Origin of the sequence: Pseudonocardia charpentierae (assembly GCF_031845345.1) — a bacterium.
Lineage (GTDB): Bacteria > Actinomycetota > Actinomycetes > Mycobacteriales > Pseudonocardiaceae > Pseudonocardia > Pseudonocardia charpentierae.
In genome coordinates this window covers 342,010-365,397 of the sequence record NZ_JAVREJ010000003.1, presented here as the reverse complement: position 1 = coordinate 365,397, position 23,388 = coordinate 342,010, and the positions used below count along the sequence as shown (strand labels likewise).

20 protein-coding genes are annotated in these 23,388 nt (G+C 74.9%); 12 read left to right on the top strand and 8 right to left on the bottom strand.

Going from position 1 to position 23,388, the window contains the following annotated elements; all coding sequences use genetic code 11:
• Nucleotides 1-16: 16 nt before the first annotated feature.
• The 3 genes from RM445_RS07145 (at nucleotide 17) to RM445_RS07135 (ending at nucleotide 5,475) form a co-directional block, all read left to right on the top strand.
• Complete coding sequence (locus RM445_RS07145) at nucleotides 17-3,169, top strand: arabinosyltransferase domain-containing protein (protein WP_311555298.1); 3,153 nt, start codon at nucleotides 17-19, stop codon at nucleotides 3,167-3,169.
• A gap of 132 nt (nucleotides 3,170-3,301) precedes the next feature.
• Nucleotides 3,302-4,621 (top strand): oligosaccharide flippase family protein, encoded by a 1,320-nt coding sequence (locus tag RM445_RS07140; RefSeq protein WP_311555297.1) that lies wholly within the window; start codon nucleotides 3,302-3,304, stop codon nucleotides 4,619-4,621.
• Nucleotides 4,618-5,475: a glycosyltransferase gene (locus RM445_RS07135; RefSeq protein WP_311555296.1), complete on the top strand. Its 858-nt coding sequence runs from the start codon at nucleotides 4,618-4,620 to the stop codon at nucleotides 5,473-5,475. Before RM445_RS07140 ends, RM445_RS07135 begins: the two co-directional genes overlap by 4 nt.
• A gap of 268 nt (nucleotides 5,476-5,743) precedes the next feature.
• On the opposite strand, the gene RM445_RS07130 is transcribed toward RM445_RS07135, so the two are convergent.
• The 5 genes from RM445_RS07130 to RM445_RS07110 are packed head-to-tail and all read right to left on the bottom strand — an operon-like array spanning nucleotide 5,744 to nucleotide 11,808.
• Nucleotides 5,744-7,240, bottom strand: coding sequence for a hypothetical protein (locus RM445_RS07130; protein WP_311555295.1), 1,497 nt, complete (start codon nucleotides 7,238-7,240; stop codon nucleotides 5,744-5,746).
• On the bottom strand, nucleotides 7,240-8,172 hold the full coding sequence (locus RM445_RS07125) for a Gfo/Idh/MocA family protein (RefSeq protein WP_311555293.1): 933 nt from the start codon (nucleotides 8,170-8,172) through the stop codon (nucleotides 7,240-7,242). The genes RM445_RS07130 and RM445_RS07125 overlap by 1 nt, the downstream gene beginning before the upstream one ends.
• Entirely contained in the window at nucleotides 8,169-9,167 is a 999-nt protein-coding gene (locus RM445_RS07120; RefSeq protein WP_311555292.1) for a glycosyltransferase, read from the bottom strand. The genes RM445_RS07125 and RM445_RS07120 overlap by 4 nt, the downstream gene beginning before the upstream one ends.
• A gap of 26 nt (nucleotides 9,168-9,193) precedes the next feature.
• Nucleotides 9,194-10,756 carry a hypothetical protein gene (locus RM445_RS07115; protein WP_311555291.1) on the bottom strand — a complete coding sequence of 521 codons (1,563 nt, stop codon included), beginning with the start codon at nucleotides 10,754-10,756 and terminating at the stop codon, nucleotides 9,194-9,196.
• Nucleotides 10,756-11,808 (bottom strand): ABC transporter ATP-binding protein, encoded by a 1,053-nt coding sequence (locus tag RM445_RS07110; RefSeq protein WP_311555289.1) that lies wholly within the window; start codon nucleotides 11,806-11,808, stop codon nucleotides 10,756-10,758. Before RM445_RS07110 ends, RM445_RS07115 begins: the two co-directional genes overlap by 1 nt.
• 74 nt (nucleotides 11,809-11,882) lie before the next feature.
• On the opposite strand from RM445_RS07110, the gene RM445_RS07105 reads away from it, so the two are divergent.
• Nucleotides 11,883-13,004, top strand: a complete 1,122-nt coding sequence (locus RM445_RS07105) for an extracellular solute-binding protein (RefSeq protein ID WP_311555288.1) — start codon at nucleotides 11,883-11,885, stop codon at nucleotides 13,002-13,004.
• 7 nt (nucleotides 13,005-13,011) lie between these two features.
• Nucleotides 13,012-14,700 (top strand): ABC transporter permease, encoded by a 1,689-nt coding sequence (locus RM445_RS07100; protein WP_311555287.1) that lies wholly within the window; start codon nucleotides 13,012-13,014, stop codon nucleotides 14,698-14,700.
• On the opposite strand, the gene RM445_RS07095 is transcribed toward RM445_RS07100, so the two are convergent.
• Together RM445_RS07095 and RM445_RS07090 are read right to left on the bottom strand one after the other, a co-directional pair.
• Nucleotides 14,594-16,096: an NAD(P)/FAD-dependent oxidoreductase gene (locus tag RM445_RS07095; RefSeq protein WP_311555285.1), complete on the bottom strand. Its 1,503-nt coding sequence runs from the start codon at nucleotides 16,094-16,096 to the stop codon at nucleotides 14,594-14,596. The two genes, RM445_RS07100 and RM445_RS07095, sit on opposite strands and share 107 nt — an antisense overlap.
• Nucleotides 16,093-17,058, bottom strand: coding sequence for a UDP-glucuronic acid decarboxylase family protein (locus RM445_RS07090; RefSeq protein ID WP_311555284.1), 966 nt, complete (start codon nucleotides 17,056-17,058; stop codon nucleotides 16,093-16,095). Before RM445_RS07090 ends, RM445_RS07095 begins: the two co-directional genes overlap by 4 nt.
• Nucleotides 17,059-17,186: 128 nt before the next feature.
• Between RM445_RS07090 and RM445_RS07085 the strand changes: the two genes are divergently transcribed.
• From RM445_RS07085 to RM445_RS07060, 6 genes are all read left to right on the top strand, one after another.
• Nucleotides 17,187-17,858, top strand: a complete 672-nt coding sequence (locus RM445_RS07085; protein WP_311555283.1) for a RidA family protein — start codon at nucleotides 17,187-17,189, stop codon at nucleotides 17,856-17,858.
• Nucleotides 17,859-17,909: 51 nt separating this feature from the next.
• Nucleotides 17,910-18,209, top strand: coding sequence for a DUF1330 domain-containing protein (locus tag RM445_RS07080; RefSeq protein WP_311555282.1), 300 nt, complete (start codon nucleotides 17,910-17,912; stop codon nucleotides 18,207-18,209).
• 56 nt (nucleotides 18,210-18,265) lie between these two features.
• Nucleotides 18,266-19,195 (top strand): dienelactone hydrolase family protein, encoded by a 930-nt coding sequence (locus RM445_RS07075; RefSeq protein WP_311555281.1) that lies wholly within the window; start codon nucleotides 18,266-18,268, stop codon nucleotides 19,193-19,195.
• Between the two features lie 121 nt (nucleotides 19,196-19,316).
• Complete coding sequence (locus RM445_RS07070; protein WP_311555279.1) at nucleotides 19,317-20,714, top strand: sugar porter family MFS transporter; 1,398 nt, start codon at nucleotides 19,317-19,319, stop codon at nucleotides 20,712-20,714.
• A gap of 70 nt (nucleotides 20,715-20,784) precedes the next feature.
• Nucleotides 20,785-22,005, top strand: coding sequence for a PP2C family protein-serine/threonine phosphatase (locus RM445_RS07065; RefSeq protein WP_311555278.1), 1,221 nt, complete (start codon nucleotides 20,785-20,787; stop codon nucleotides 22,003-22,005).
• Between the two features lies 1 nt (nucleotide 22,006).
• Nucleotides 22,007-22,498: a DUF6197 family protein gene (locus RM445_RS07060; protein ID WP_311555277.1), complete on the top strand. Its 492-nt coding sequence runs from the start codon at nucleotides 22,007-22,009 to the stop codon at nucleotides 22,496-22,498.
• 47 nt (nucleotides 22,499-22,545) lie between these two features.
• Here RM445_RS07060 and RM445_RS07055 read toward each other — a convergent pair whose 3' ends face one another.
• Complete coding sequence (locus tag RM445_RS07055; protein ID WP_311555276.1) at nucleotides 22,546-22,914, bottom strand: hypothetical protein; 369 nt, start codon at nucleotides 22,912-22,914, stop codon at nucleotides 22,546-22,548.
• Nucleotides 22,915-22,999: 85 nt separating this feature from the next.
• Between RM445_RS07055 and RM445_RS07050 the strand changes: the two genes are divergently transcribed.
• Complete coding sequence (locus RM445_RS07050; RefSeq protein WP_311555275.1) at nucleotides 23,000-23,344, top strand: MmcQ/YjbR family DNA-binding protein; 345 nt, start codon at nucleotides 23,000-23,002, stop codon at nucleotides 23,342-23,344.
• The last annotated feature ends 44 nt before the right edge of the window (nucleotides 23,345-23,388 follow it).

Sequence of the window (23,388 nt, the reverse complement as noted above, 5' to 3'; positions counted from 1 at the left end):
GCACCAGGATGGCCCGGTGACGACCACGCGCGACGCGGGCGACGCGCCGCCGGAGACCGGCGCCGTCCCGGCCGCTCCGCCCGCGTCGTCGCGGTCGCCGTGGCCGCTGCGCGTGGCAGCGCTGGCGGGGCTCGTCGCCGTCGTCTGCGGGTTGGCCCTGCCGTTCGCCCCCGTCGTGGTCAGCACCCCGACGGTGACCTGGCCCCGCGACCCGGCACGCGTGGAGTCGACCCTGCTGCCGCTGACGGCCTACCGCCCCCTCGGGCTCGACGTGCGGTTCGGCTGCGACGCCGTCCGCCGCGCTGCAGCCGTCCCCGACACCGGCAACGGCCGGGGCGCAGGCACCGTGCTCGCGACCGCGCTGCCCGGTTCTGGACAGACCGGAGCGGCCCTGGTCGTCAGCGCCGTCGCCGACCGCGTGCAGGTCCGGGTGCGCGACACCCTGGCCGTCGACGAACCGGTGCCCCCGGGGGCGTGCACCTACCGGCTGACCGGCACCGACGCGGGGTTACCGGCGGACGTGCGCGGACCGCCCACCCCGCTCGGCGGCATCGACCCCGCCGTTCCGATCGAGCGCGTGCCGAGCGACCCCGACGCGGTGGCGGGCCCCCGGTCGGCGGAGATCGTCGTGACCCGCGACGGCGTCGAGGTGGGCCGGTGGCAGGGCGAGCGGCTGCCGGACGTCGACCTGCTGCTGAGCAGCCTCACCGGCGTCGCGCCGGGCGAGCTCGCGGTGTCGCTGCGGGTCGACGACGAGTCGACCACCACCCCGACCACCGTCAAGTCCGTGCTGACCGTCGTGCTCGTGCTGGCGCTGCTCACCACGGTCGTCCTGTTGGCGCTGGTCGACCGTCGCGTCCGGCGTCCCGGTCTGCGGTGGCCGCGGCACCCCGGGCCCGGGGCGCTGGTGGATCTCGTGGTCGTGGGCGTGCTCGTGTGGTGGATGTTCGTCGCCCCAGCGACCGACGACGACGGCTACTTCGTGCTGCAGGCCCGCAACGCCGCCCTGACCGGCTCGGTGGGCGACTACGTCCAGTTCCAGAACCGCGGCTTCACCCCGTTCACCTGGCCCTACCTGGCTCTGGCGGAGTGGCAGCAGTGGGTGGGCACCGCACCGGTGCTGCTGCGCGTGCCGGCTGCGGTCTGCGGGGTGCTCACCTGGGCCGCGGTGCGCCGCCTCGGCGGGAGCGGAACGCTCCTGCGGGCCGCCACGGCCGTGGCGTTCCTCGCGTGGTGGCTCCCGTACGACATGGGGGTCCGGCCCGAGCCGGTGGTGGCCCTGTGCGCGGCCACGGCGACGGCGCTGCTGCTCCGGGCCGCGACGAGCCGTCGGCTCGCGCTCGCCTGGCTCGGCCTGGCCGTCGCCGGAGCGGGCGGGGTCGCCCACACCGGCGGCGTGGTGCTGCTGGGCGTGCTGATCGCCGCCCTGCCGCTGCTGGTACCCCTGCTCCGCGGCGCAGGGCAGGAGACCGTGCTGCGGTCCGTCGCCGTGGGATCCGGGCTGACGACGGCGCTGCTCCTCGGGTTCGCCGACGGTGCTGTCCGCGACTTCCTCCGCGGGCAGGCGGTGACCGCGGCGGTCTTCACCCCCGACGGCTGGGCCGACGAGGCCGGCCGGTACGCGTTCCTGCTCGACCCCATCCCCATGGGCAGCTTCGCACGCCGTGCCGCCGTGCTCACCTGCCTGCTCGGGCTCGCCTGGTTCGCGGTGCTGGCGGTCGCCGCGCGGGCGCGCCGGGTCCCGGTGCCGGTGCCGCTCGTACTGACGGCCTCCGCGACCGCTCTCGGGTTCGCGGCCCTGGTCCTGACGCCGTCGAAGTGGACCCACCACTTCGGGTCGCTCGCCGGGGTCGGTGCTGCGTTCCTCGGGTTGCTGCTGGTCTCCGCGGTCCCGCTGTGCCGCGCCGTGCTCCGCGGAGAGCGGCTCCCCGTGGCCGTACCGATCGCGCTGGCGGTGTCGACGGCGGCGGTGTGTGCGCTGGTGTGGCACGGCCCGAACTCGTGGCCGTACGCCTGGCTCGACGGGATCGCCGACCCGTACGCCCGGCTCTCCCTGCGCGGCGTCACGATGGACCACCCGCTGCTCTGGCTCGCGCTGCTCGCCGTCGCGGCCGCCCTCGTGCTCCTCCGCCGCCGACGGACCGGGACGCCGCGCGACGCCCGCGACGCCGCCGTGCGCGCCGTCCCGCTGGTGCTTGCAGCCTCGCTCGCGGCCTCGGTGATCGCGACCGTCGGGATGTTCACTGTCGCCGGGTTGCGCAGCACCCCGCCGGGATCGCTGTGGGCGCAGAACGTCGCCGATCCGGCAGGGCACCACTGCGGAGCCGCCGCCGGGCTCCGCGTGCTCGACGCCACCCGGGCGACGACGCTCGACGCGATCTCCGAACCAGGACCCGTCGACGGCTTCGCCGACGGCGGAGGGTTCTTCGCGGGCGATCGGCCGCCTCCCGGCCCGGTGTGGGGCTCGTTGACCGACCGCCCCGGCGGGTCGGCGACGACCGCCTGGTACTCACTGCCCCCGCCTGCGCGGGAGGCGACGTCCGTCGTTCTCGCCGCCGGGAACCTCGTCGCCGGTGGCGGCACGACGCTGACCGCGGTCTACGGCCGCCGCGCCGACGGTTCCGTGACGCCGCTGGACCGCGTCCCGCTCGCCGACGAAGCCAGCTCGCCGCACTGGCGCACCTTCCCGCTCCGGCCGCCCGCCGGTGCAGACGCCGTCCGGATCGAGGCGACGGACACGACGGATGCGCTGCACGGCTGGCTGGCGTTCACCGCGCCAGCGCGCGCCCGGACGGTGCCGCTGTCGACGCTGCTTCCGCCGGCCGCCCCTGTCGCTCTGGGCTGGCAGGTCGCGTTCGCCCATCCCTGTACGCGGCCTCCGGCCGCAGTCGACGGGGTCACTGAGCCCGCCACGTTCGGCGTCACCCGCGCCGCCGCCCCGGACGGCCCGCCGCTGGCCGGCCTGGCCGACATGGCCTGGGCCGCCGACCGCGGTGGGGTCTACGCGCAGGTGCCGCGTTCGCAGTCGGTGCTGGCGCTGCCCACCGACGGGCCGGGCGACCCGTACGTCCGGGTGTACGCGTTCACCTCCCCGCTGGCCCGCGACGCGTACGTGCTGACCCGCGGCGGGCGGACGGTGGCCGGGGCCGATGCCGGGGTCGCGAACTGACCACCCCGCGCGCGTCCTCGCAGAGCCCGTCGCGTCCCCGCACGGCCGATCGACTTGGCGGGGACGCCGGCGACTCTGCGGAGACGGGCCCGTCGCGCGGGGTAGGGTCCGCAGCCATGGGTCAGGACAGCCTTGCCTGAATCGGTGCGCGCCGGGCCGCGGGGTACGTCGTCGGCAAGCGATCTGCGCCGTCCCGTCGTCGCCGGGGTGCTGGGCAAGGTGGCCGAGGCCGCGACCCTGGTTCTGCTCGCCACGGTCGTGCCCCGGCTGCTCGGGCCCGCCGACTACGGGCGGTTGTCCGTCGCGCTGACGCTGGTCGCGGTGGGGTCGGTCGCCATGACGCTCGGCGGGGCGACGCTCCTGGCCCGCTACGTTCCGGCCGCTCCCCCCGAGCAGCGCCGCGGTCTCGCCCGGGCGCTGACCCTCCGGCTCGCTCGGAACCGGATCGCGCCGTTCGTCCTGCTCACCCTCGTCGGAGCGGTTCTGGCGGCGGGCGGCTGGTTCCCGCCGCGGGAGACGGTGTGGGTACTGCTCGCCCTCGCCCTGAACGTCGTCGCGACCCTCGCCCTGCAGGCCGACCTCGGCCTGGGTCGCGCCGGCGCCTGGTCGGCGCGCTTTCCGGTGCAGAACGCCGTGCTCATCGCCGCGGTGGTCGCGCTGTACGGAGCGGCCGGGGTGGACGGTGCGATCGCCGGTGTGACCGTCGCCGGCGCCGCGGGGCTCGCCCTCGCCGCCGCGACGACCGCCCCGCTCTGGCGGACGGCTCCGCGGGTGCCCGTGGACCTGCCCCCGGATGCCGCGCGGTTCGGGCTGGTCGCCGCGGGCACCGGGGCGTTGACCCAGTTCGTGCAGCGTGGCGGCGTGGTCGCGGCGGCGGCACTGAGCACGGACGAGGAGACCGGGCACGCGGCGGTCGCGATCGGGGTTGCGCTGGCCGCGACGTACGCCGTCGCGCAGGTCTTCGTCGTCACGCTGCCCGCGCTCTCCGCGCGGCAGGCGGAGGGTGCGGCGGAGCCCGCGTTACGCCGGCTGGCCGGCGTGCTGCTGGCCGCGGTGCTGCCGGCCATGGCCCTCGCGGTGCTCGCGATCGGCGTCGCGGTTCCCCTCGTGCTCGGTGCCGCCTACACGGATGCGGTCGTAGCCTTCCCGCTCGCGCTCGCCACGGTCGTCCTCGCCCCGCTCAACGCACTGCTCCTGCAGGCGGCGGCGCTGCGGCTGCGGCCGGTGGCGACGTTGACGGCCGCGGCGGCGGGAGCGGCCGTGTTCGTCGGTGTCGCCGTGCTCGCCGTACCGGTCTGGGGCGCGGCCGGAGCCGCCGGTGCCGCGCTGGCCGGCACGACGGCCGCAGCGGTGGCCGGAGTCGTGGCCGTGCCCGGGGCCGCGGGGTGGCGGCTCGTGACAGCGTCTCTCGTGGGGGCGGCCGCCGTCGCCGGATGGGGTGTGCTCGCGTGAACCCGCAGGTCGTCCCGCAGATCTCCGTCGTGGTCCCGACCCGCGACCGGCCGGACCGGCTCGCCGTCTGCCTCGCCGCGCTGGAGCGCCAGACCGTGGCCGACCTGGAGATCGTCGTCGTCGACGACGCGTCGCGGGACGCCGCCGCCGTCGCCGCGGTCGTCGCCGGGGCGCCCCGCGCGCGGCTGGTGCGCGGGGCCGGCCGTGGACCGGCGGCCGCCCGGAACGCCGGTGTGGCGGCGGCGGCGGCCCCGGTCGTCTGCTTCACCGACGACGACTGCGACCCCGTGCCCGGCTGGGCCGCCGCGCTCGCCGCGCGCATCGCGACCGGGGCCGACGCGGCCGCCGGGCCCACCCGCAACGGGCGCCCGCACAGCGTCGTCGCCGCGGCAGCTCAGGCCGTCGCCACACATCTGGCCGAGGCGACCGTCGACCCGGCGGGCCGGATGCGGTTCGCCCCGACGAGCAACCTCGCGTGCCGGGCGGAGGTCTGCGCCGCCGTGCCGTTCGACGGAAGCTACCCGCTCGCCGCGGGCGAGGACCGCGACTGGTGTGCGCGGCTCGTCGGATCGGGCCGCACGCTCGCCTTCACCCCGGAGGCGCTGGTCCGCCACCACCAGGAGCTCTCCCCCGCCGGGTTCTGGCGCCAGCAGGTCCGGTACGGCCGCGGCGCCTACCGGTTCCGCGCCGGGCACGGCACCCTCCGCCGCCCGGAGCCACTGAGCTTCTACGTCGGTCTGCTCCGCCGGGGCTTCCGCGCCGGCATCCGCGCCGGGGTGCTGGTGGGCGTCGCGCAGGTGGCGACGGCCGTCGGGATGGTCCAGGAGGCGGCCGCGGCCCGCCGCCCGAGGTGAGCGAACGCGGCGTCGGGTAAGTCTGACGAAGCCAACGCCGCGTTCGCTCGAGCCCGGCGGGCCGCGCCGGCCGGCCGGGCATGGCGCCGCACGATCAACCGAGCTGATCGTGCGAGCCTTCAGCCGGGCCACGGGGCCGGTTTTCGTGCCGCACGATCAGGCAGGTTGATCGTGCGAGCCTCCAGCCCGGCCACGGGGCCGGTTTTGGTACCGCACGATCAGGCAGGTTGATCGTGCGGACACCGCCGTTCCCCGCGGGCGCCGCCCGCTAGCGCTCCAGAAGGGGCTCGCCCGGCAGGTCCGCCGCGTCGCGGCCCGCCAGCGCCGCCGCCGTCGCCGCGATGTCCACCAACCGCGGCGGGCGTGACGGCGTGACCGGCGTCGACGCGCCCGGCACCACGAGCGCCCACGCGTCGCCCGCCGTGTGGTTGCCGGAGCGGCCGCTGCCGTGGCCCCGCCGCTTCACCGTCCCGAACCGCGGCGACACCACCTCCGTCAGCCGGGTCGCCGGCCGGTCGCTCCACCGGACGATGAGGTCGGGCAGGCGGTCGGAATGCACGCCGGTGTCGAAGGTGTCGGCCACCCGCTCGACCGCCTTCACCGCGGGCGCACCGTCCGCGTCGGTGAAGGTCATCAGGCCCGACGCGATCTCGTGCATCAGCGCCTCGGCCTCGCCGGGTTCGACGATCCCGTCGCGCTCCCGGCCGCGCAGGTTCACCCGCACGTAGCCCTGGTTGTCGGCGGGCTGGGCGAAGGCGCGGGTCGTCGTCCAGTCCTGGCCGCGCAGCTCCAGCCGCTCGGTCAGCGCCAGCGCCACCCGATCCGGCAGCGCCGACGCGACCCGCGCCCGCAGCCCGGTCGGCAGCGCGGCCCGCAGCTTCCAGACGAACCCGGAGCCGGTGTCGGCGTCGTCGGCGACCCCGCCCGTGAGCACGGCGTCGAGCATCTCGGGCAGCAGGTCCGCGCGGCTGGTGTTGACGTCCATCCCCACCGGCGACGTCACGATCACGTCCGTCCCGTCGGGCAGGGCGCCGAGCACCCGGGCGAACGCGGCGTCGACGCTCTGGTACACCTCCTCCAGCGCGCCACCGAGCACCCGGCGCGTGGCGGCGTCCGCGTCGTCGAGCTGGGACAGGTCGAAGAACTGGTGCCCCGCCACGTGCCCGGCACTGAAGGTCAGCCACGTCAGGTCGTACGACGACTCGGCCAGCAGCAGTGCGGCGGCGTCGGCGGCCCGGCCGGACGAGGCGAGCAGGTCGCGGCGCAGGCGCAGCAGGTCGCGCGGGGAACTGCGGCCGAACACCTCCTCGACGGCGGCGGGCGGCCCGAACAGCGTCTCCAGTCGGCTGTTGAGCCCGGGCGGCGACGACCACGGCTGCAGCACGACCCGGTCCGTGAACTGCCACCCGCTGACGACGGTGCCCGAGGGCGGCGTCAGCGGCGGGCGGCTCTCGTACGGGTCCATCGCGAGCGCTCGCCCACCCGGCCGCTCCCACACCGGCGATGGGGCCGGGAACGCGGTGGTGTACCGGACGCGCTGGTCCACCGCCGACCACTGGAACGGGTAGAACAACCCGTGGTCGGCCAGCTCCGTGCCGCTGTAGAGGGTGTGGAAGGCACCCGCGGCGAAGTGCGTCGCCGGCGTCTCCAGCTCGTGCCACACCCCGCGCTCGCGCAGGCCGGCGAGGGCGGGCAGGCGGCCCGCGCCGAGCATGCGGTCGAGCACCGCGAGGCTCGGGGAATCGAACTGCAGGACCGCGAGCATCAGACCTCCCCAATGGTTCTGGCTGAGTGGTGCGGGGTGGCCCGGGCGCGGACCTCGTCGAGCACGGTCATCACCGCGACGCCGTCGGCAGCGCGGCCGAGGACGGGATCCGGTCCACCGCGCACGGTGCGGGCGAACGCCTCCAGCTCGGCGGTGAGCGAGGCGACCAGGGGATGCGGGCCGGAGCGCAGCCTGCCGAGCACCGCGGCCACCGGACCGCCCACGCGGTGCCGGGCGACGCGTCTGCCGTCGCGGTGCCGGACCTCGACGCGCTCGTGGTGCGGCCGGTCCATGGCACATCGGATGCGGGCCCGCGCGGCGCCGAGCTCGAGGTCGAACGCGGCGCGCTCGGGCGTGACCTCCGCCCGGAGCACGCCGGTCACCTCGGCGCCGGTGATCCAGCGCGCAAGATCCACCAGGTGCGGGCCCAGGTCGAGCAGCGCGTCGTCGGCGACGGCGTGCGGGTTCCACCCACCACGGCGGTAGGCGATCTCCGCGATCACCGACACCTCCGCCCCGGCCGGCGTGGCTGAGCGCAGCGCCGCGACCGCGGGATCGAACCGCCGGTTGAAGGCGACGAACGGGGCGGGGTCGAGCGCGGCCAGCGCCGCGGCACCGGCCCGGTCCGGCGCGGGCGGCTTCTCCACCAGCACCGGCAGGCCGCGGGCGGCGGCGCGGCGGGCGTCGTCGAGGTGGACCGAGGCGGGCGTGGCGAGGACGAGGGCGTCGACGTCCGCGCCGTCGAGCAGTGCGGCGGCGTCGGCGAAGGCGGGCAGGCGACCGGCGAGGGCGGCGAGGCGGCCGCGACGCAGCGGGTCCGGTTCGGCGACGGCGGCGAGGACGACGTCACGGGCAGCAGAGGCGGCGGGCAGGTAGCCGACCTGGGCGAGCCGCCCGGCCCCGACGAGCCCGATCCGCACGGGGCCGGTCACGAGGCGACCATGATCGTCGGCTCGGGTGTGGAAGCCGCAGCGGTGCGGCTCCCGCACCCGAATTGCTGATCACGGGCACGGCGGTCGCGCAGGTGCGCGGCCACCCCGACCGGAAGGGCGGCCAGCGCCGTCAGGTGGTGCACCACGTGCAGCCCGACCCCGACCATGGCCTCCCCCAGCCCGCGGCGCCGCGCCAGCAGGCCGTAGAACTCGCGGTTCGCCCCGAGCAGCACCAGCAGCGCCGCCAGCACGGTGGCGGGCCGGCGGATCGCGAGGCCCGCGACGCCGGTGGCGCAGGCGGCGGCGCTCGCGCGGTGCCGCCAGCCGAGGTTGAGGGTGGTGGCCGCCGTGGAGCGCAGGTGCCCGGACCGCAGCAGCAACGCCACCCAGGGCACGCCGCGGCGGGCGAAGTCGGTGCGGACCATGCTGCGTAGCGTCCACGCCTTGAGGTGGGTGCCCTGGATCGCCGGGTCGAGCACGATGCGGGCGCCGTCGGCGACGAGCCGGACCCCCAGGTCGACGTCCTCGATCGACGGCTGCGGGAACCGCTCGCCGTCGAACCCACCTGCCGCGAGGAAGGCGTCGCGGCGGATCGCACCCAGTCCGGACCAGAACGTGGCGGCCGGACCGGCTCCGCGCTGGTGGACGTAGTGGTGCAGCAGGTTGCGGAAGGCCGCGACGGTCCCTCCGGGCGGGGCGTCGTCGTAGGAACCGAAGACGGCGGTCAGCGCCGGCTCGTCCGCGAAGGCGGCCCGGACGCGGACGAGCGCGTCGGTGTGCACCTCGACGTCCGAGTCGACGAACACGATCACGTCGCCGCAGGCGCGGGCAGCCCCGGTGTTGCGGGCGGCGCAGACACCCAGGCCGCGCGGGCCCTGCACGACCACGATCTCGATGCCTCCCGCCGCGGCCACCGCGCGATCAAGGGCCGCGACGCAGCGAGGCAGCGTCGCCGGCCGGTCGGTCGCCGGCACGACGACGGAGAGGGTGGTCATCGCGCGCACTGTAGCTCAGGCTGCCCTTACCCCCGCGGCAGCCCGACCGGGCAGTACTCGGCGTACGCGACCCAGTCGCGGCTGCGCAGCAGCGGCCGCGCGAGGTCCGGCGGGCGCAGCGCGAGGGTGTGGTCGAGGAGCGTTCCGGAGCGCATGACCGTGATCCCGGGGCCGTTGTCGAGGCTGTTGCGGACGCCGGCCATCGGCAGGTCGAGCATCCAGGCCAGGCGCGGACGCACCTCGCCCGCGGGCCAGGTGGCGTCGACGGACAGCGGCCCACACGCCAGCAGGCCGTCGCGGCCACCGGCGGCCACGACGAAGGCGACGAGGTCGGCCTCCGCGTCGGCCCGCACCGCGGCGGCGGCGAGCTGGGCGGGCAGCCATTCCAGGCGGGGCGTGACCGAGGGCGCCGCGGCGAGGGCGACCACGGCGAGAACGGCAGCGGTGGCCACCACCGGCAGCGCGCCACGCGCGGCGGACCCGAGCGAAAGCCGCGTTCGCTCAGTTGAGTCGAGCCAACGCCGCGTTCGGTCGCTCCGGACGACACTCACCCACACCGACCCCGCCAGCCACCCGACCGCCACCCCGGCGAGCACGCACAGCAGCGCCGCCGCCGGCGCGTAGAACCGCCCGATCGCCGCGTACCCGAGCTGCGCCGCCATCACGACCACCAACACCGCCCACGCCAGCGCCGCCCCGGCGAGCAGCGCCGGCGCGACCCGCCTGCGGTGCGCACCCCACACCACCGCCACCGCCGCCGCGGCCCACACCGCCGCCGGCACCATCGCCAGTGCACTGTCGACGGCGAGCACCAGCCGCTCCTCCGGGGTCTCCAGCAGCACCTGCGCCGTCGCGGCACCGGCGAGCGCATTGCCGGACGCCAGCCGGTCGCCGCCGAACCACAGCACCGGCACCGCCGACAGTGCGGGCACCAGCACCCACCACCGCCGCGGCGCCCGCCACTGCAGCCACGCCGCGTACATCAAGAGGAACGGCCAGGTCTCCGGCCGGGTCAGCCCGGCCAGCGCCCCGAGCACCATGGCCTGCCCGGGGCGGCCGTCGAGGTGCCGCCGGACGGCCCACACACAGAGCGCGGCCGTGACCGGCTCGATGTTGCCCTGCAGCAGATGGCGCAGCCACCGCGCCTCGCCGTCCGGGGTCAGCAGGAACGCGACGACGGCCACGGTCGCGGCGACGGCCCCGACGAGCGGCGCACGGGCACCTCCGCGGGCGAGCCGGGCCGCCACGCTCCCGACCGCCACGAGCCCGGACAGCCCCACCGCCCGCGACACCAGCAGCCACAGCTGCGGCGCCGCCTCGCCGAAGGGCGCCAGCAGCGCCGTGACCAGGACCGGCAGCGGCTTCCACGCGATCGTGCCGTCCGAGCTCAGGGTGCCGCCGGTCAGCTCGCGGCCCCAGATCAGCCACACCCACGGGTCGTAGCCGACGATCGCCGGCAACCGCAGCGACACCGCGGCGAGCACGACACAGCCGACCAGGAGCGCGGGCGTCGCCCACCGCCGCCGCCGACCCGTCGCCGTGACCTCGACGTCCGGCGCCTCCGTGATCACGGCCGACGAGCCCGGCATCACGCCGACTCGGCCGCGGGCTCGGGGACCTCCCCGCCCGCCAGCACCACCACCGGCCCCGTCACCCGCACCCGGACCGCATCGCCCGGCCGCCACGGCAGCGACCCCTCGGTCCGCGCCCGCAGCCGTGTGCCGCTCGCCAGCTCGACCTGCACGAGCTGGTCGTGTCCGAAGTACGAGCGCCGCACCACCCGCCCGGGCACCCCGTCGACGTTCCTGCCCTCCGGGCCCAACGCCACCCGCTCGGGCCGCAGCACGATCTCGACGGCCCCGCGCAGACCGGGCGCGGCGAAACGACCCAGCTCGGTCTCCGCCGTGCCGTCGACGGCGTGACCCTCGACGACGTCCGCGTCGCCGAGGAACTCCGCCACCCACCGGTCGGCCGGCGCCCCGTACACCTGCTCGGGCGGCCCCACCTGAACGACCCGGCCCTCGCGCATCACCACGACGACGTCGGCCAGCGACAACGCCTCCTGCTGGCTGTGCGTGACGAGCAGCGCGCTCGCCCCGGCGGCCCGCAGGATCAGCGCCACCTCCTCGCGCAGCTCCACGCGCAACGCCTCGTCGAGCGCCGTGAACGGCTCGTCCAGCAGCACGACCGCCGGATCGGCGGCCAGCGCGCGGGCCAGCGCGATCCGTTGCCGCTCGCCCCCCGACAGCTCGTGCGGGTAGGCCGACGCCCGTGCCGCCAGGCCGACCAGCTCGAGGCACTCCCCCGCCCGGCCCTGCCGGGGCCGCCCGAAGGCGAGGTTGTCGGCGACCGTCAGGTGCGGGAACAGCGCACCGTCCTGGAACACCATCCCGATCCGGCGGCGGTCCGGCTCGCACCACACGCCCTCGCCCGCCACGGGGCGTCCGCCGATCGCGACGCGGCCGGCGTCCGGCACCTCGAAACCGGCGAGGAGCCGCAGCAGGGTGGTCTTCCCGGAGCCGCTCGGACCCAGCAGCGCGACGAGCTCCCCGGCCTCCACCCGCAGGTCGGCGGCGTCGACCGCGGCCGTCCGGCCGAACCGCTTGGTGAGATCGACTGCATCGATGGCGGGCGCTGGCATGGTGAGGCCAACCTAGCCTATGGTCCGGGCAGGCGGACCTTCCTCGGCCCCGCTCACCAGGGAGGGACACCGGAATGCTCGCGAGCCTGCTCCGCCGTCCCTGGCTGCTGGGAGTGGCGCTCGTCGCGGTCGTCGCGCTGCTGGTGGGCGGTGCGGTCGCGGTGTTCGGCAGCGGTGGCGACCGCGCTCCCGCCGCGGCCGAGGGAGCCGCGCCGACGAGTGCCGCGCCCGCCATCCGCGAAGTGAGCACCGCGGGGATCGCCTACTCGCCGACGCTCGTGGTCTACAACGGCCGCTCGCACTACGGCGACGAGCAGGTCTTCACGGACTTCGAAGCCGCCACCGGCGTCAAGCTCGAGCTGCGCGGCGGCACCGGCCCGGAGCTGTTCGAACGGCTGAAGCGCGAAGGGGCCGACACCCCGGCGGACGTCTACGTCACCACGGACCTGGCCAACCTCTGGCGGGCCGAGCAGGCGGGCCTGCTGCAGGGCGTCACCAGCCCGACCCTGCGCGCCCAGATCCCCGACTCGCGGCGGGACGCCGCGGGCAACTGGTGGGCGCTGTCCACCCGGCTGCGGGTGCCCGTGGTCTCCACCGAGCGCGTTCCCGCGGGAGCCGTCACCAGCTACACCAGCTTCGGGGACCCGCGGTTCAAGGGCCGCACCTGCTTCCGGACCAGCAACAACGAGTACAACCAGTCGTTCGTCGCCGACCACATCGCGAAGCACGGCCGCCCGGCCACCGAGCAGCTGCTGCGCTCCTGGATGGCCAACGACCCGAAGATCATCAACTCCGACGGCGAGATGCTCGCGGTCATCGCCGCGGGCGGCTGCGACGTCGGGCTGGCCAACCACTACTACCTGGGCCGGATCCTCAAGGACAAGCCGGACTTCCCCGTCGCCCCCGCGTGGCCGGACCAGGACGGCGCGGGCGCGCACGCGAACGTCTCCGGCGTCGGGGTGGTCGCGAGCTCGAAGAACGTCCCGACGGCCGTGGCCCTGATGGAGTGGCTGACCTCCCCGCCCGCCCAGCAGGAGATCATCGCCGGCAGCGAGTTCGCGGCGAACCCGACCGTGCCGCCGCCCGCGCACATCGCGAGCTGGGCGAACGTGAAGGAAGACCCGATCGACGGCGAACACGCGGGCCCGCTGCTCGCCGACGCCGTCGCGTTGATGCTCGAGGTCGGCTGGAACTGAGGATCGGGTGGCCGAACACACCGCGACCGGTAGGCGGACGCCGGGCTGGGCCGTCGTCGGCGTCCTCGTCGCCCTGGCGGTGGCCGGCCCGCTGGTCGCGCTGCCGCTGAGCTTCCTCGGCGGGGTCGGCCCGACCACCCTCGCCCTGCTGCCGCCCGCGCTGGGCCGCAGCGTGCTGCTCGGCGTCGGGGTCGCCGCCGGAACGCTGGTAGTGGGCGGGGCGCTGGCGGTGCTCGTGTCGTTCTGGGACTTCCCCGGCCGCCGCCTGCTCGACCGGGCGCTCGTGCTGCCGCTGGCGATGCCGTCGTACGTGCTGGTGTTCGTGCTGGTCGGCCAGCTCGGCCTGGCCAACCCCCTGCAAACCAGCCTGTTCGGCGGTGGGCTGGAGCTGCCCGGACTGCGCGGGCCGGCCGGCGCGATCGGGGTGCTCACGGCCGTGCTCTACCCGTATGTCTACCTGCTGGGCCGCAGCGCGTTCCTCGGCCAGTCGCGCCAGGCGCTGGAGGCCGCGCGCACGCTGGGCCGCGGCTACGGCCGGGCCGTGTGGGCCGTCGCGGTCCCGCTGGCCCGGCCCGCACTCGCCGCCGGCGCCGCGCTGGCCGCGATGGAGGCGCTGGCCGACTTCGGCGCGGTCAACCTGCTGGGCTACCGCACGCTCACCGACGCGATCTACCGCGTCTGGTACGGGGCGTTCGACGAGGCCGCGGCGCTGCAGCTGGCGTCGGTGCTCGTGAGCCTGGCGCTGCTGATGGTCGTCGCCGAGCGGGTGCTGCGCGGGCGGGCCCGCTACCACCAGGCACTGCACCGCGGCGACGAGATCGTCCCCCGTCGGCTGCACGGGCCGCGGGCCGCCCTGGCCACGGCCGTCCCGTGCCTGCTGCTCGCGGTCGTCTTCGGGCTGCCCGTCGCGCAGCTGGTCGCCTGGTCGGCGGAGACGGTCGCGGCCGGCCTCGTCGCCGACCGCCTCGGCGAGGCGGTGCTCAGCACGCTGGTGCTGGCCGTCGCGGCGGCGGCCGTCGCCGTGGTGACGTCGACCGCGGTCGTCTACGGCCAGCGGGTGGCCCCGTCGCGGCTCGGGTCGGCCGGGGCCCGGCTGGCGGCGGTCGGCTACGCGGTGCCGGGCTCGGTCGTTGCCGTCGCGATCTACGTGCCGCTGGTGTGGGTGGACCGCCGCCTGATCGCCGCCGCCCGCGAGCTGTTCGGGATCGACATCGGGCTGTTGTTCACCGGGACCGTGCTCGGGCTGGTCGGCGCGTACGTGGTGCGGTTCCACGCGCAGGCGTACTTCTCGCTGGAGTCGCGGATGACGCGGATCCCGCCGAACCTCGACGACGCCGCCCGCGCGCTCGGCGCGGACCGCGCGCGGCTGCTGGCCGACGTGCACGTCCCCCTGCTGTGGCCGGGCGTGGCCACCGCGGCACTGCTCGTCGCCGTCGAGGTGATCAAGGAGCTGCCGGCGACGGCCCTGCTTCGCCCGCTCGGCCGCGACACACTGGCCATTCTCACCTGGGAGGCCACCAAGGACGCGCGGTTCGACGTCGCGGCGCTGCCGGCGCTGCTCATCGTCGCCGTCGGGCTGGTACCCGTGGTCAGCCTCGTGCGGCTGCGGGATCGTGGCGGGCCGGGGGCAGGACCGGGGCGTCGCGCCCGGTCCCGGCCGGCCGGCTCTCCTCGTGGTAGTCGCCCTCGACGTTGACCGACCAGACGTCGTGCGCGCCGAGCCCGACGATGTTCTCCACCGCGAGCATCGCGGTGAGCATCGAGTGGTCCTGGTTGTTGTAGCGGTGCATGCCGTTGCGGCCCACCGGGAGCACGTTCGACGCGTGGGCCGCGAGCCAGTCGCGCAGCACCGCGACGTTCGCCGCGAAGCCCTCGTCGTAGACGGGGTACGCCTTGGGCATCCGCACGACGTACCCGGCCTGCACGCGCGACGCCTCCACGAGGCCCAGCGCCGCGAGCTCGCGCGTGCCGAGCGCGACCAGATCCGCGTCGGGGAGCTCCCACAGGTCGCCGCCTGCGAAGACGAAGTACTCCAGTCCCAGGCAGGTGTGGCCGGGCTTGACCATGTCCGGCGACCACGCCCCGAAGTTCTGGATCCGCCCCACCCGGACCTCGGGGGAGTGCACGTAGATCCAGTTGTCGGGGAACGCGGCGTCGTCGGGCACCACGAGAGCGACGGTGAGGAAGTCGCGGAACCGCAGCGCGTCTGCGGCCGCCCGGACCTCGGCCGGCACCGGCGGGTCCATGACGCGCAGCAGGTCGGCCAGCGGCATCGACGACACGACGTGCGTACAGGGGTAGGTGGTCACCGCGCCGTATGCGGTGGTCTCGACCTGCACCGCGCGCCCGCCCTCGTGTCGGATCCGGGTGACGGGCCGGTCGAGGTGGACCTTGCAGCCGGCGGCCTCGACCAGCTCCCGGCAGCGCTCCCACATCATCCCCGGCCCGAGCCGCGGATAGTGGAACCGCTCGATCAGCGACGTGATCGTGGCACCGCGCCGCAGGCCGAACGCGGTGAGCACCGCCCCACCCAGCGACAGGTTCTTGATCCGCTGCGCCGCCCAGTCGGCCCGGATCGCCGTGGCCGGGACACCCCAGACCTTCTCGTTGTAGCTCTGGAAGAAGTGCCGGTAGAGCCGCTCGCCGAAGCGGGCGGCGACCCAGCCCGCCAGGTGGCTCTGATCCGCGGGCGGGCGGATCCGGGCCCGGACGTACGACGCGGCGCAGCGCGCCGCCTCCACCGCGCCGAGGTTGCGCAGGGCGCCGAGCGGGCGCAGCGGGTAGTCGTAGAACCGACCCCGGTACAGGATCCGGCTGCGGCGCGGCCGCACCAGGAAGTCGTCGTCGGGCAGCACCTCGTGCCAGAACCGGCGGACTCGCGGCACCTTGGTGAAGAAGCGGTGGCCGCCGATGTCGAAGCGCCAGCCGTCGCGCTCGACCGTCCGGCTGATCCCGCCGACGACCCCGTCGGCCTCGAGCACGGTGGCGGCGACGTCGTGGCGGGCGAGCTCGCGCGCCGCGGTGAGCCCCGCAGGGCCCGCGCCGACGACGACGACCTCCGCCCGTCGACCGGGGCCGGGCGCGGCGCTCATACGGTCGAGCTGACGGCGTACCGGGCCTCGGGCCGCTGGAACCAGGCGATCGTCCGGCGCAGGCCGTCGGCGAGCCCGACCTGCGGCTCCCACCCGAGCGCGGCGCGGGCCAGCGTGATGTCCGGGCGCCGGACGGTCGGGTCGTCCTCCGGCCGTGGGACGTGCACGACCGCGCTGCCGGACCCGGTCAGCTCGCACACCAGCGCAGCCAGCTCGGTGATCGACACCTCGTGCGGGTTGCCGATGTTCACCGGCCCGGACAGCGTCGAGCCGAGCATCCGCAGGACGCCCTCGACCAGGTCGTCGACGTACTGGATCGAGCGGGTCTGGCTGCCGTCGCCGGCGATCGTGAGGGGCTCGCCGGCCAATGCCTGCCGGACGAACGTGGGCACGGCGCGCCCGTCGTCCGGGCGCATCCGGGGGCCGTGGGTGTTGAAGATCCGCACGATCGCGGTGTCGACGCCGCGGGCGCGCCGGTAGGCCATCGTGGTCGCCTCGGCGAAGCGCTTCGCCTCGTCGTAGACCCCGCGCGGGCCGACCGGGTTGACGTGCCCCCAGTAGGTCTCGGGCTGCGGGTGCACCTGCGGGTCGCCGTACGCCTCGGAGGTCGACGCGAGCAGGAAGCGCGCCTGCTTGCCCTCCGCGAGGTCCAGGGCGTGCAGGGTGCCGACCGACCCGACGCGCAGCGTCTCGATCGGCAGCCGCAGGTAGTCGAACGGGGAGGCGGGCGAGGCGAAGTGCAGCACCGCCTCGACGGGCCCGCCGATCCTGACGACCTCGGTGACGTCGGTGCGGACCAGTTCGAAGGGCCCGACGTCGGCCAGGTGCACGACGTTCGCCGCGGCACCGGTCGACAGGTCGTCGAGGCAGAGCACGGACCAGCCGTCGAGCAGCAGGCGTTCACACAGGTGCGAACCCAGGAACCCGGCACCGCCCGTGACGACCGCTCTGGGTCGTGCCATCCCCACCGCCTGTTCCCGCGCTGCCGTCCCCCGACGATCACCTGGTTGGTGAGGTGACCCTAGCCGAAGTAAAGCCTTCACATACTTAAGAGATCATGGGAGTGGCGGCGGTCACGTACGGTGCCGGAATGCCGCTCCCGCAGCGCCGGCGCGTCTCCTCCGGCTCGCCCTTCGAGACCACGATCGGCTTCTCCCGTGCCCTCCGCGTCGCCGACCGCGTCCTGGTCTCCGGCACCGCTCCGGTGTTCCCGGACGGCTCGTGCCCGGACGACGTCGCCCTCCAGGCCCGGCGGTGCTTCGCGATCATCGAGACCGCCCTCGCCGAGGCCGGCGCCGCACTGCGCGACGTCGTGCGGTCGCGGGTGTTCCTCGTCGACCCCGCCGACGCCGACGCGGTCAGCGCGGTGCACGGCGAGATCTACGGCGACGCCCTCCCGGCCGCGACGATGGTCGCGGTCTCCGCGCTGCTCGACCCGCGCTGGAAGGTCGAGATCGAGGCCGAGGCCGTCGTCCCGCCGAGTTCGCTGACGCTCGCGCTGGTCGTCGACCTCGCCGCCGACGCCGTCGCACCGTTCGACACCTACGAGCGCCGCGTCCTGCCGTTGCTCGAGCGCCACGGCGGACGGCTCGACCGCCGCCTGCGCACCGCGGACGGTCGCGCCGAGGTGCACGTGCTCTCGTTCGCCGACCGCGCCGGGTACGACGCCTACCTCGCCGACCCCGACCGGGCCGCCGCGGGCCGGCTCCTCGACGGCCTCGACGTGCAGCGCCGCCTACTGGAGGTGGACGACGTCGGCTGAGCGCGCGCCGAAGCATCTGCGAGCAGACGTACCCGACCTGAGGAGAGACCCATGACCGCCTACTGGATCAACTTCTTCACCCGCATCTCCGACCCGGACCGCGTCGCCGCGTACGCCGCCCTCGCCGGGCCGGCGATGCGCGCCGCGGGCGGCCGGTTCCTCGCCCGCGGCGAGCCGGCGCACACCTTCGAGGGCGGGACGTCGTGCCGGACGACCCTGATCGAGTTCGACAGCGTGGAGGCCGCCGTGGCCGCCTACCACTCCCCCGACTATCAGGAGGCGCTGCGCGTGCTGGGCGACGCGGCCGAGCGCGACCTGCGGATCATCCCGGCGGTCGACCCCGCCCACTGACCAGACGTGGTCCCGATCACACGCGGACTTGAAGCGTCCATTACTACGGTGCCCGCATGGCGCTGCGGAGCTACCTCGCGACCGAGATCGCGATCGACCACGCCGACGGGCTGCTGTCCCGCCGGGACGCCCTGCACAAGCTCGGCCTGCTCGGCCTGACGACGGTCGCCGCATCGAGCCTGCTGGCGTCGTGCAGCAGCGAGGCGCCGCCGGCGGCACCCGGAACGGCGCCCGGTCCGAGCGCGGCCCCTGGAGGTGCCTCGCAGTCTCCGGCGACCCCGACCGCTCCCCCGGACTACGACGTGGTCGCCGCCCGCGCCCGCTCCGAGGACGTGACCTTCCCCGGTGGCACCGGGACGATGTCCGGCGCGTACGCCGCAGCGGAGAGCCCGCGGGGCGCGGTACTGGTCGTCCACGAGAACCGCGGCCTCACCGACTACATCCGGGCCGTGGCCGGCCGCCTCGCCGGCGACGGGTACAGCGCCCTGGCACCGGACCTGCTGTCGCGCGCCGGAGGCACCGCCGGTGCGCCCGACGCCACCGCCGCGCTCGGCGCCATCAGCACGGCCGACCTCGTCACCGACCTGCGCAGCGGCCTCACCGAGCTGGCCCGGCGGGCGGACGGCCTGAAGCTCGGCGCGATGGGCTTCTGCTTCGGCGGCGGCATGACGTGGCAACTGCTCGACTCGGGCCCGTCGGAACTCGCGGCGGCCGTTCCGTTCTACGGCCCGTCTCCGGACGCCCCCACGTTCACCGGTTCGCAGGCGGCCGTGCTGGGCGTGTTCGCCGAGAAGGACGCCCGGGTCAACGCCGGCCGAGACAAGCTCGAGGCCGCGCTCACCGCGGCCGGGGTGACCCACGAGCTGGTGACCATCCCCGGGGTCGACCACGCGTTCTTCAACGACACCGGTGCGCGGTACGACCAGGCGGCGGCGTCGCAGGTCTACCAGCAGGTGCTGAGCTGGTTCGGCACCCACCTGACCTGATCGGCCGCAAGCGTTTTCACCCGTTGGGCGGCGCCCATGGCCCGTGGAGCCCATTGCATGTGACGCCGCACACGCCCAGGCTCGGGTACCGCACCGGTATCCGACTCGGGGGAGCTCGACGATGAACGCACTTGTGCTGCGCAGTGCCATCGTCGCGGCGCTCGGAGGCCTGCTCTTCGGCTTCGACACCGCGGTGATCTCCGGCACGACCCAACAGCTCACGCAGGTCTACCAGTTGAGTCCCGGCGGGCTGGGCTTCACCGTGGCCACCGCGCTGATCGGCACCATCTTCGGGGCGCTGATCGCGGGCAAGCCGGTGGACAGGTACGGCCGCAAGAAGGTGCTCTTCGCGATCGGCATCCTGTACTTCATCGGCGCACTGGGCAGCGCCTTCGTGACCAACCTGCCGCTGTTCCAGATCTTCCGTTTCCTCGGCGGCATCGGCGTCGGGGTGGCCTCGGTCGTGGCACCGATCTACACCGCCGAGATCGCTCCGCCCGCGCTGCGGGGCCGGCTGGTCGGCCTCGTGCAGTTCAACATCGTGCTCGGCATCCTGCTGGCCTACCTGTCGAACTTCATCATCGGCAGCCTGCTTCCCCCCGAGGTCGCCTGGCGCTGGATGTTCGCCGTGATGGCCATTCCTGCCGCGATCTTCTTCCTGCTGCTGTTCACCGTTCCCGAGACGCCGCGCTGGCTGTTCCAGGTCGGCCGCCGGGACGAAGCCGTCGCCGTGGTCAACCGGACCACGCAGTCGAAGGACGAGGCCGAGTTCGAGATCCGCGAGATCGAGGAGGGCCTCGCCGCCCAGCAGGGCCAGCGGCAGGTCGCGTTCTTCAAGCGCCAGAACCGCAAGGTCATCCTGCTGGCGTTCGCGATCGCCGCGTTCAACCAGCTCTCCGGGATCAACGCGATCCTCTACTACGCGCCCGACATCTTCCGGTCGGCAGGCGCCGGTGAGAACGCCGCGGCCCTGGAGAGCGTGATCATCGGCCTGGTCAACCTGATCGTCACGATGGCCGCGCTGACCGTCATCGACAAGATCGGGCGACGGAAGCTGATGATCATCGGCTCGATCGGCTACCTGGTCAGCCTGGGTGTGCTCGCCGGGGTGTTCTTCGCCTACGAGGGCCAGTTCTCCGGCTTCTCCAGCATCCTCGTGCTGGGCGGCCTCGTGGTGTTCATCGCCGCACACGCGTTCGGGCAGGGCTCGGTGATCTGGGTGTTCATCTCCGAGATCTTCCCCAACCGGATCCGCGGCCGCGGCCAGTCGCTGGGCAGCCTGACGCACTGGGTGTTCGCCGCCGTGGTGTCGTCGATCTTCCCGGCGATCGCCGCGGCGCTCGGTGGCGGCATGGCGTTCCTGCTGTTCTTCGTCTGCATGGTGGGCCAGCTCATCTGGGTGCTGAAGGTCATGCCGGAGACGCGCGGGGTGCCGCTGGAGGAGATGGAGCGCAATCTCGGAATCGAGCTCAGCGAAGAGGACATAGCGGGCGCGGATTCGGGGCCGCGGGGGCATTGAGCCGAGAGACGACGATCTGCTGCGACGAACGGTCGATGCTCCCGGCCCCCACCGGCCGTAGTGTTCGCTTGTGACGATTGCCGACCGCTCGCGGGTCGACCTGCGCGACGTACTGCGAACGACGTGCGCGGCGTCGCCGGTGGAGGCCATCGACGTGATGGCCGACGGCCTCGCCACCCTGACCGGGGCGACGTACGTCCAGTTCCTGATCACGAACGTCACGCACCGGGCCGTGGTGCGCTTCGCCGGATCGAACGCGAACGCGGCCCGGGTGCAGGAAGAGAACGGCGACATCGCGGTCCTCCCGCTGCGCGGCACGCTCTACGAGCAGGTGCTGCGCCGCCAGCGGATCGTGCGGCTCGACGAGGGGGGCGGCGAGCGCATCCTCGTGCCGGTCACGGAGAGCGGCGACGCCCTCGGCGTGATCGACCTGCACCTGCCCCGCGACGCCGACGAGCTGGTCTTCGCCGACATCGCCGCCGTCGCCGAGGCGCTGGCCAGGGTGGTGGTCGCCAGCCGGCGGCACTCCGACCTCATGGACTGGGCGCAGGACACGTCGCCGTTCTCGCTGGCCGCGGAGATCCAGCGGCGGCTGCTGCCCGGGTCCTACACGTGCGAGACCGACCGGTTCACCGTCGCCGGCTGGCTGGAACCGGCGAACGCCGTCGGCGGCGACACGTTCGACTACTCCCTCTACCGCGACACCCTGCACCTGTCGGTGACCGACGCCGTCGGCAACGACGTCAACGCCGCGCTGCTGGCGAGCGTGCTGCTGGGCAGCCTGCGCAACAGCCGCCGCCGCGGCGCGGATCTCGCGGCCCAGGCGCGCATCGCCAACGACGCGCTCGCGGCGCACGCCAACGTCGGCCAGTTCGTGACCGGGCAGTTGGCCCGGCTGGACCTGCACACCGGGGTGATGACGTTCGTCAACGCCGGTCACCCCTTCCCCTACCTGACGCGCGACGGGCAGGTCCGCGAGATCGAGCTGGACATCGACATGCCCTTCGGCCTGTACCCGGGCCGCGAGCTGCGGGTGCGCCGGCTGCAGCTCGAACCCGGCGACCGCGTCGTGCTGATGACCGACGGCATGCTCGAGCGCAACGCCGAAGATCTCGATCTGCCCGGCATGCTCAGCAGCAGCGCGGGCGCCCACCCGCGCGAGCTGGTCTACGAGCTGGCCGAGACGGTGCTGCACGCCACGGGCGGCGACCTGAACGACGACGCCACTGTGCTGTGTCTGGATTGGCGCGGCGGCCCCGATGAACCGGACCGCCCGGACCGCGAGGAGTGACATGATCGCGACGACCACGACCCGGCCGGTCTCCGACACACCGGGCAGGCGGTGGTGGACCTCCCGCCCGCGCCACTACGACCGGCCCACCGAGGTGCTGGCGGTGCTCCAGCACGCCCGGGCGATCGTCGAGGCCGGATGGGTGCAGAACCGGTGGACGGCCGCCGCGGTCGACGAGACGGCGGGCGGTCCCGGAGGCGACGGCAGCGTCCGCGCCTGTGTCGTCGCCGCGGTCGCACTGGCCGTCCGCGCCCGCGATCCCCGCGCGGACCTGGCCGTCGACACCGGTCCGGCGGTGGCGTTCGTCTGGGACGCCGTCTTCGACGGGCGCGCCGCAGGCCGGTCGGCCCCGCACCACGTCCGCGTCGCCCGCATGCGGGAGCTCGCGCGGTGGAACGACGAGCGCGGCCGGACCCGCGCCGACGTCGTCGCGGTGCTGGACCGGGCCGCGGCGCGGGTGGTCGCGCGGGTGGTGGAGCCGGCAGGGGTGTGAGCGCCCCTTCCCGGACATCCACCGACCGCACGCGATCGTGCGGTCGGTCAGCCGGTGCCGGTTCCGCCGGTGCCGCCACCGCCGGTCGCCGCGCCGGTCCCGGTGCTGGTTCCGGTTCCCGTGCCGGTGCCGGACCCGCCGCCCGACCCGCCTGTCGACCCGCTCCCGCCGGAGCCGACCCCGGACGGATCGGGCGGCACGGGCGTGGCGCGCTCCAGGGCTGCCTGCGTCCTGAGGTGGCCCACCGTGTAACCGAGCACGAAGGTCCCCGCGAGCAGCAGCGCAGAGGCCAGGGCGATGCCGATCCAGGCGCCGTGGGGAAAACCACCGAGCGACGGGCGCTTCAACCAGGCCGTCTTCGTCTCCGACGACGTCTCCTCGCTGGGAGTCCAGTCGCCCTGAACTGTTCGGGTCACGCCCGGCGGTTACTCGCGTGGCGGCCCAACCCAGCCTCGAGGGAAGTGAGCCGGATCACGGACGCTCCACGGGCATACTGCGGCGATGGTGACCACCGCGCAGCTTCGTCAGCTGGCCCTGGGCCTACCCGGCGCGCAGGAACGCGAGACCTGGGGTCACCCGACGTTCCGGGTCCGCGACAAGATCTTCGCGACCGTGTACGAGGGCGACGGCGTCGCGATCGCGACGGTCAAGGCGTCGCCCGAGGACCAGGAGGCGCTGGTCGGCGGCGACCCGCAGACGTTCGGCGTCGCGTCGCACGTCGGCCGGTACGGCTGGACGACGATCCGCCTCGACCGCATCGACCCCGACGAGCTGCGCGAGCTGGTGGTCGAGGCCTGGCGGCGGACGGCGACGAAGCGCGCGGTGGCGGCCTTCGACGCGGGCTGAGCGCGACTGCCCGGGGACCGCATCGCCGGTGTCCGCTCTCCCCG

What these genes read in the sequence shown, in the direction of transcription:
- RM445_RS07115 (WP_311555291.1), bottom strand. Translation starts at nt 10,756, where the DNA reads ATGCCGGGCTCGTCGGCCGTGATCACGGAGGCGCCGGACGTCGAGGTC.
- RM445_RS07095 (WP_311555285.1), bottom strand. Translation starts at nt 16,096, where the DNA reads ATGAGCGCCGCGCCCGGCCCCGGTCGACGGGCGGAGGTCGTCGTCGTC.
- RM445_RS07130 (WP_311555295.1), bottom strand. Translation starts at nt 7,240, where the DNA reads ATGCTCGCGGTCCTGCAGTTCGATTCCCCGAGCCTCGCGGTGCTCGAC.
- RM445_RS07105 (WP_311555288.1), top strand. Translation starts at nt 11,883, where the DNA reads ATGCTCGCGAGCCTGCTCCGCCGTCCCTGGCTGCTGGGAGTGGCGCTC.
- RM445_RS07090 (WP_311555284.1), bottom strand. Translation starts at nt 17,058, where the DNA reads ATGGCACGACCCAGAGCGGTCGTCACGGGCGGTGCCGGGTTCCTGGGT.
- RM445_RS07075 (WP_311555281.1), top strand. Translation starts at nt 18,266, where the DNA reads ATGGCGCTGCGGAGCTACCTCGCGACCGAGATCGCGATCGACCACGCC.
- RM445_RS07120 (WP_311555292.1), bottom strand. Translation starts at nt 9,167, where the DNA reads ATGACCACCCTCTCCGTCGTCGTGCCGGCGACCGACCGGCCGGCGACG.
- RM445_RS07070 (WP_311555279.1), top strand. Translation starts at nt 19,317, where the DNA reads ATGAACGCACTTGTGCTGCGCAGTGCCATCGTCGCGGCGCTCGGAGGC.
- RM445_RS07110 (WP_311555289.1), bottom strand. Translation starts at nt 11,808, where the DNA reads ATGCCAGCGCCCGCCATCGATGCAGTCGATCTCACCAAGCGGTTCGGC.
- RM445_RS07085 (WP_311555283.1), top strand. Translation starts at nt 17,187, where the DNA reads ATGCCGCTCCCGCAGCGCCGGCGCGTCTCCTCCGGCTCGCCCTTCGAG.
- RM445_RS07080 (WP_311555282.1), top strand. Translation starts at nt 17,910, where the DNA reads ATGACCGCCTACTGGATCAACTTCTTCACCCGCATCTCCGACCCGGAC.
- RM445_RS07060 (WP_311555277.1), top strand. Translation starts at nt 22,007, where the DNA reads ATGATCGCGACGACCACGACCCGGCCGGTCTCCGACACACCGGGCAGG.
- RM445_RS07050 (WP_311555275.1), top strand. Translation starts at nt 23,000, where the DNA reads ATGGTGACCACCGCGCAGCTTCGTCAGCTGGCCCTGGGCCTACCCGGC.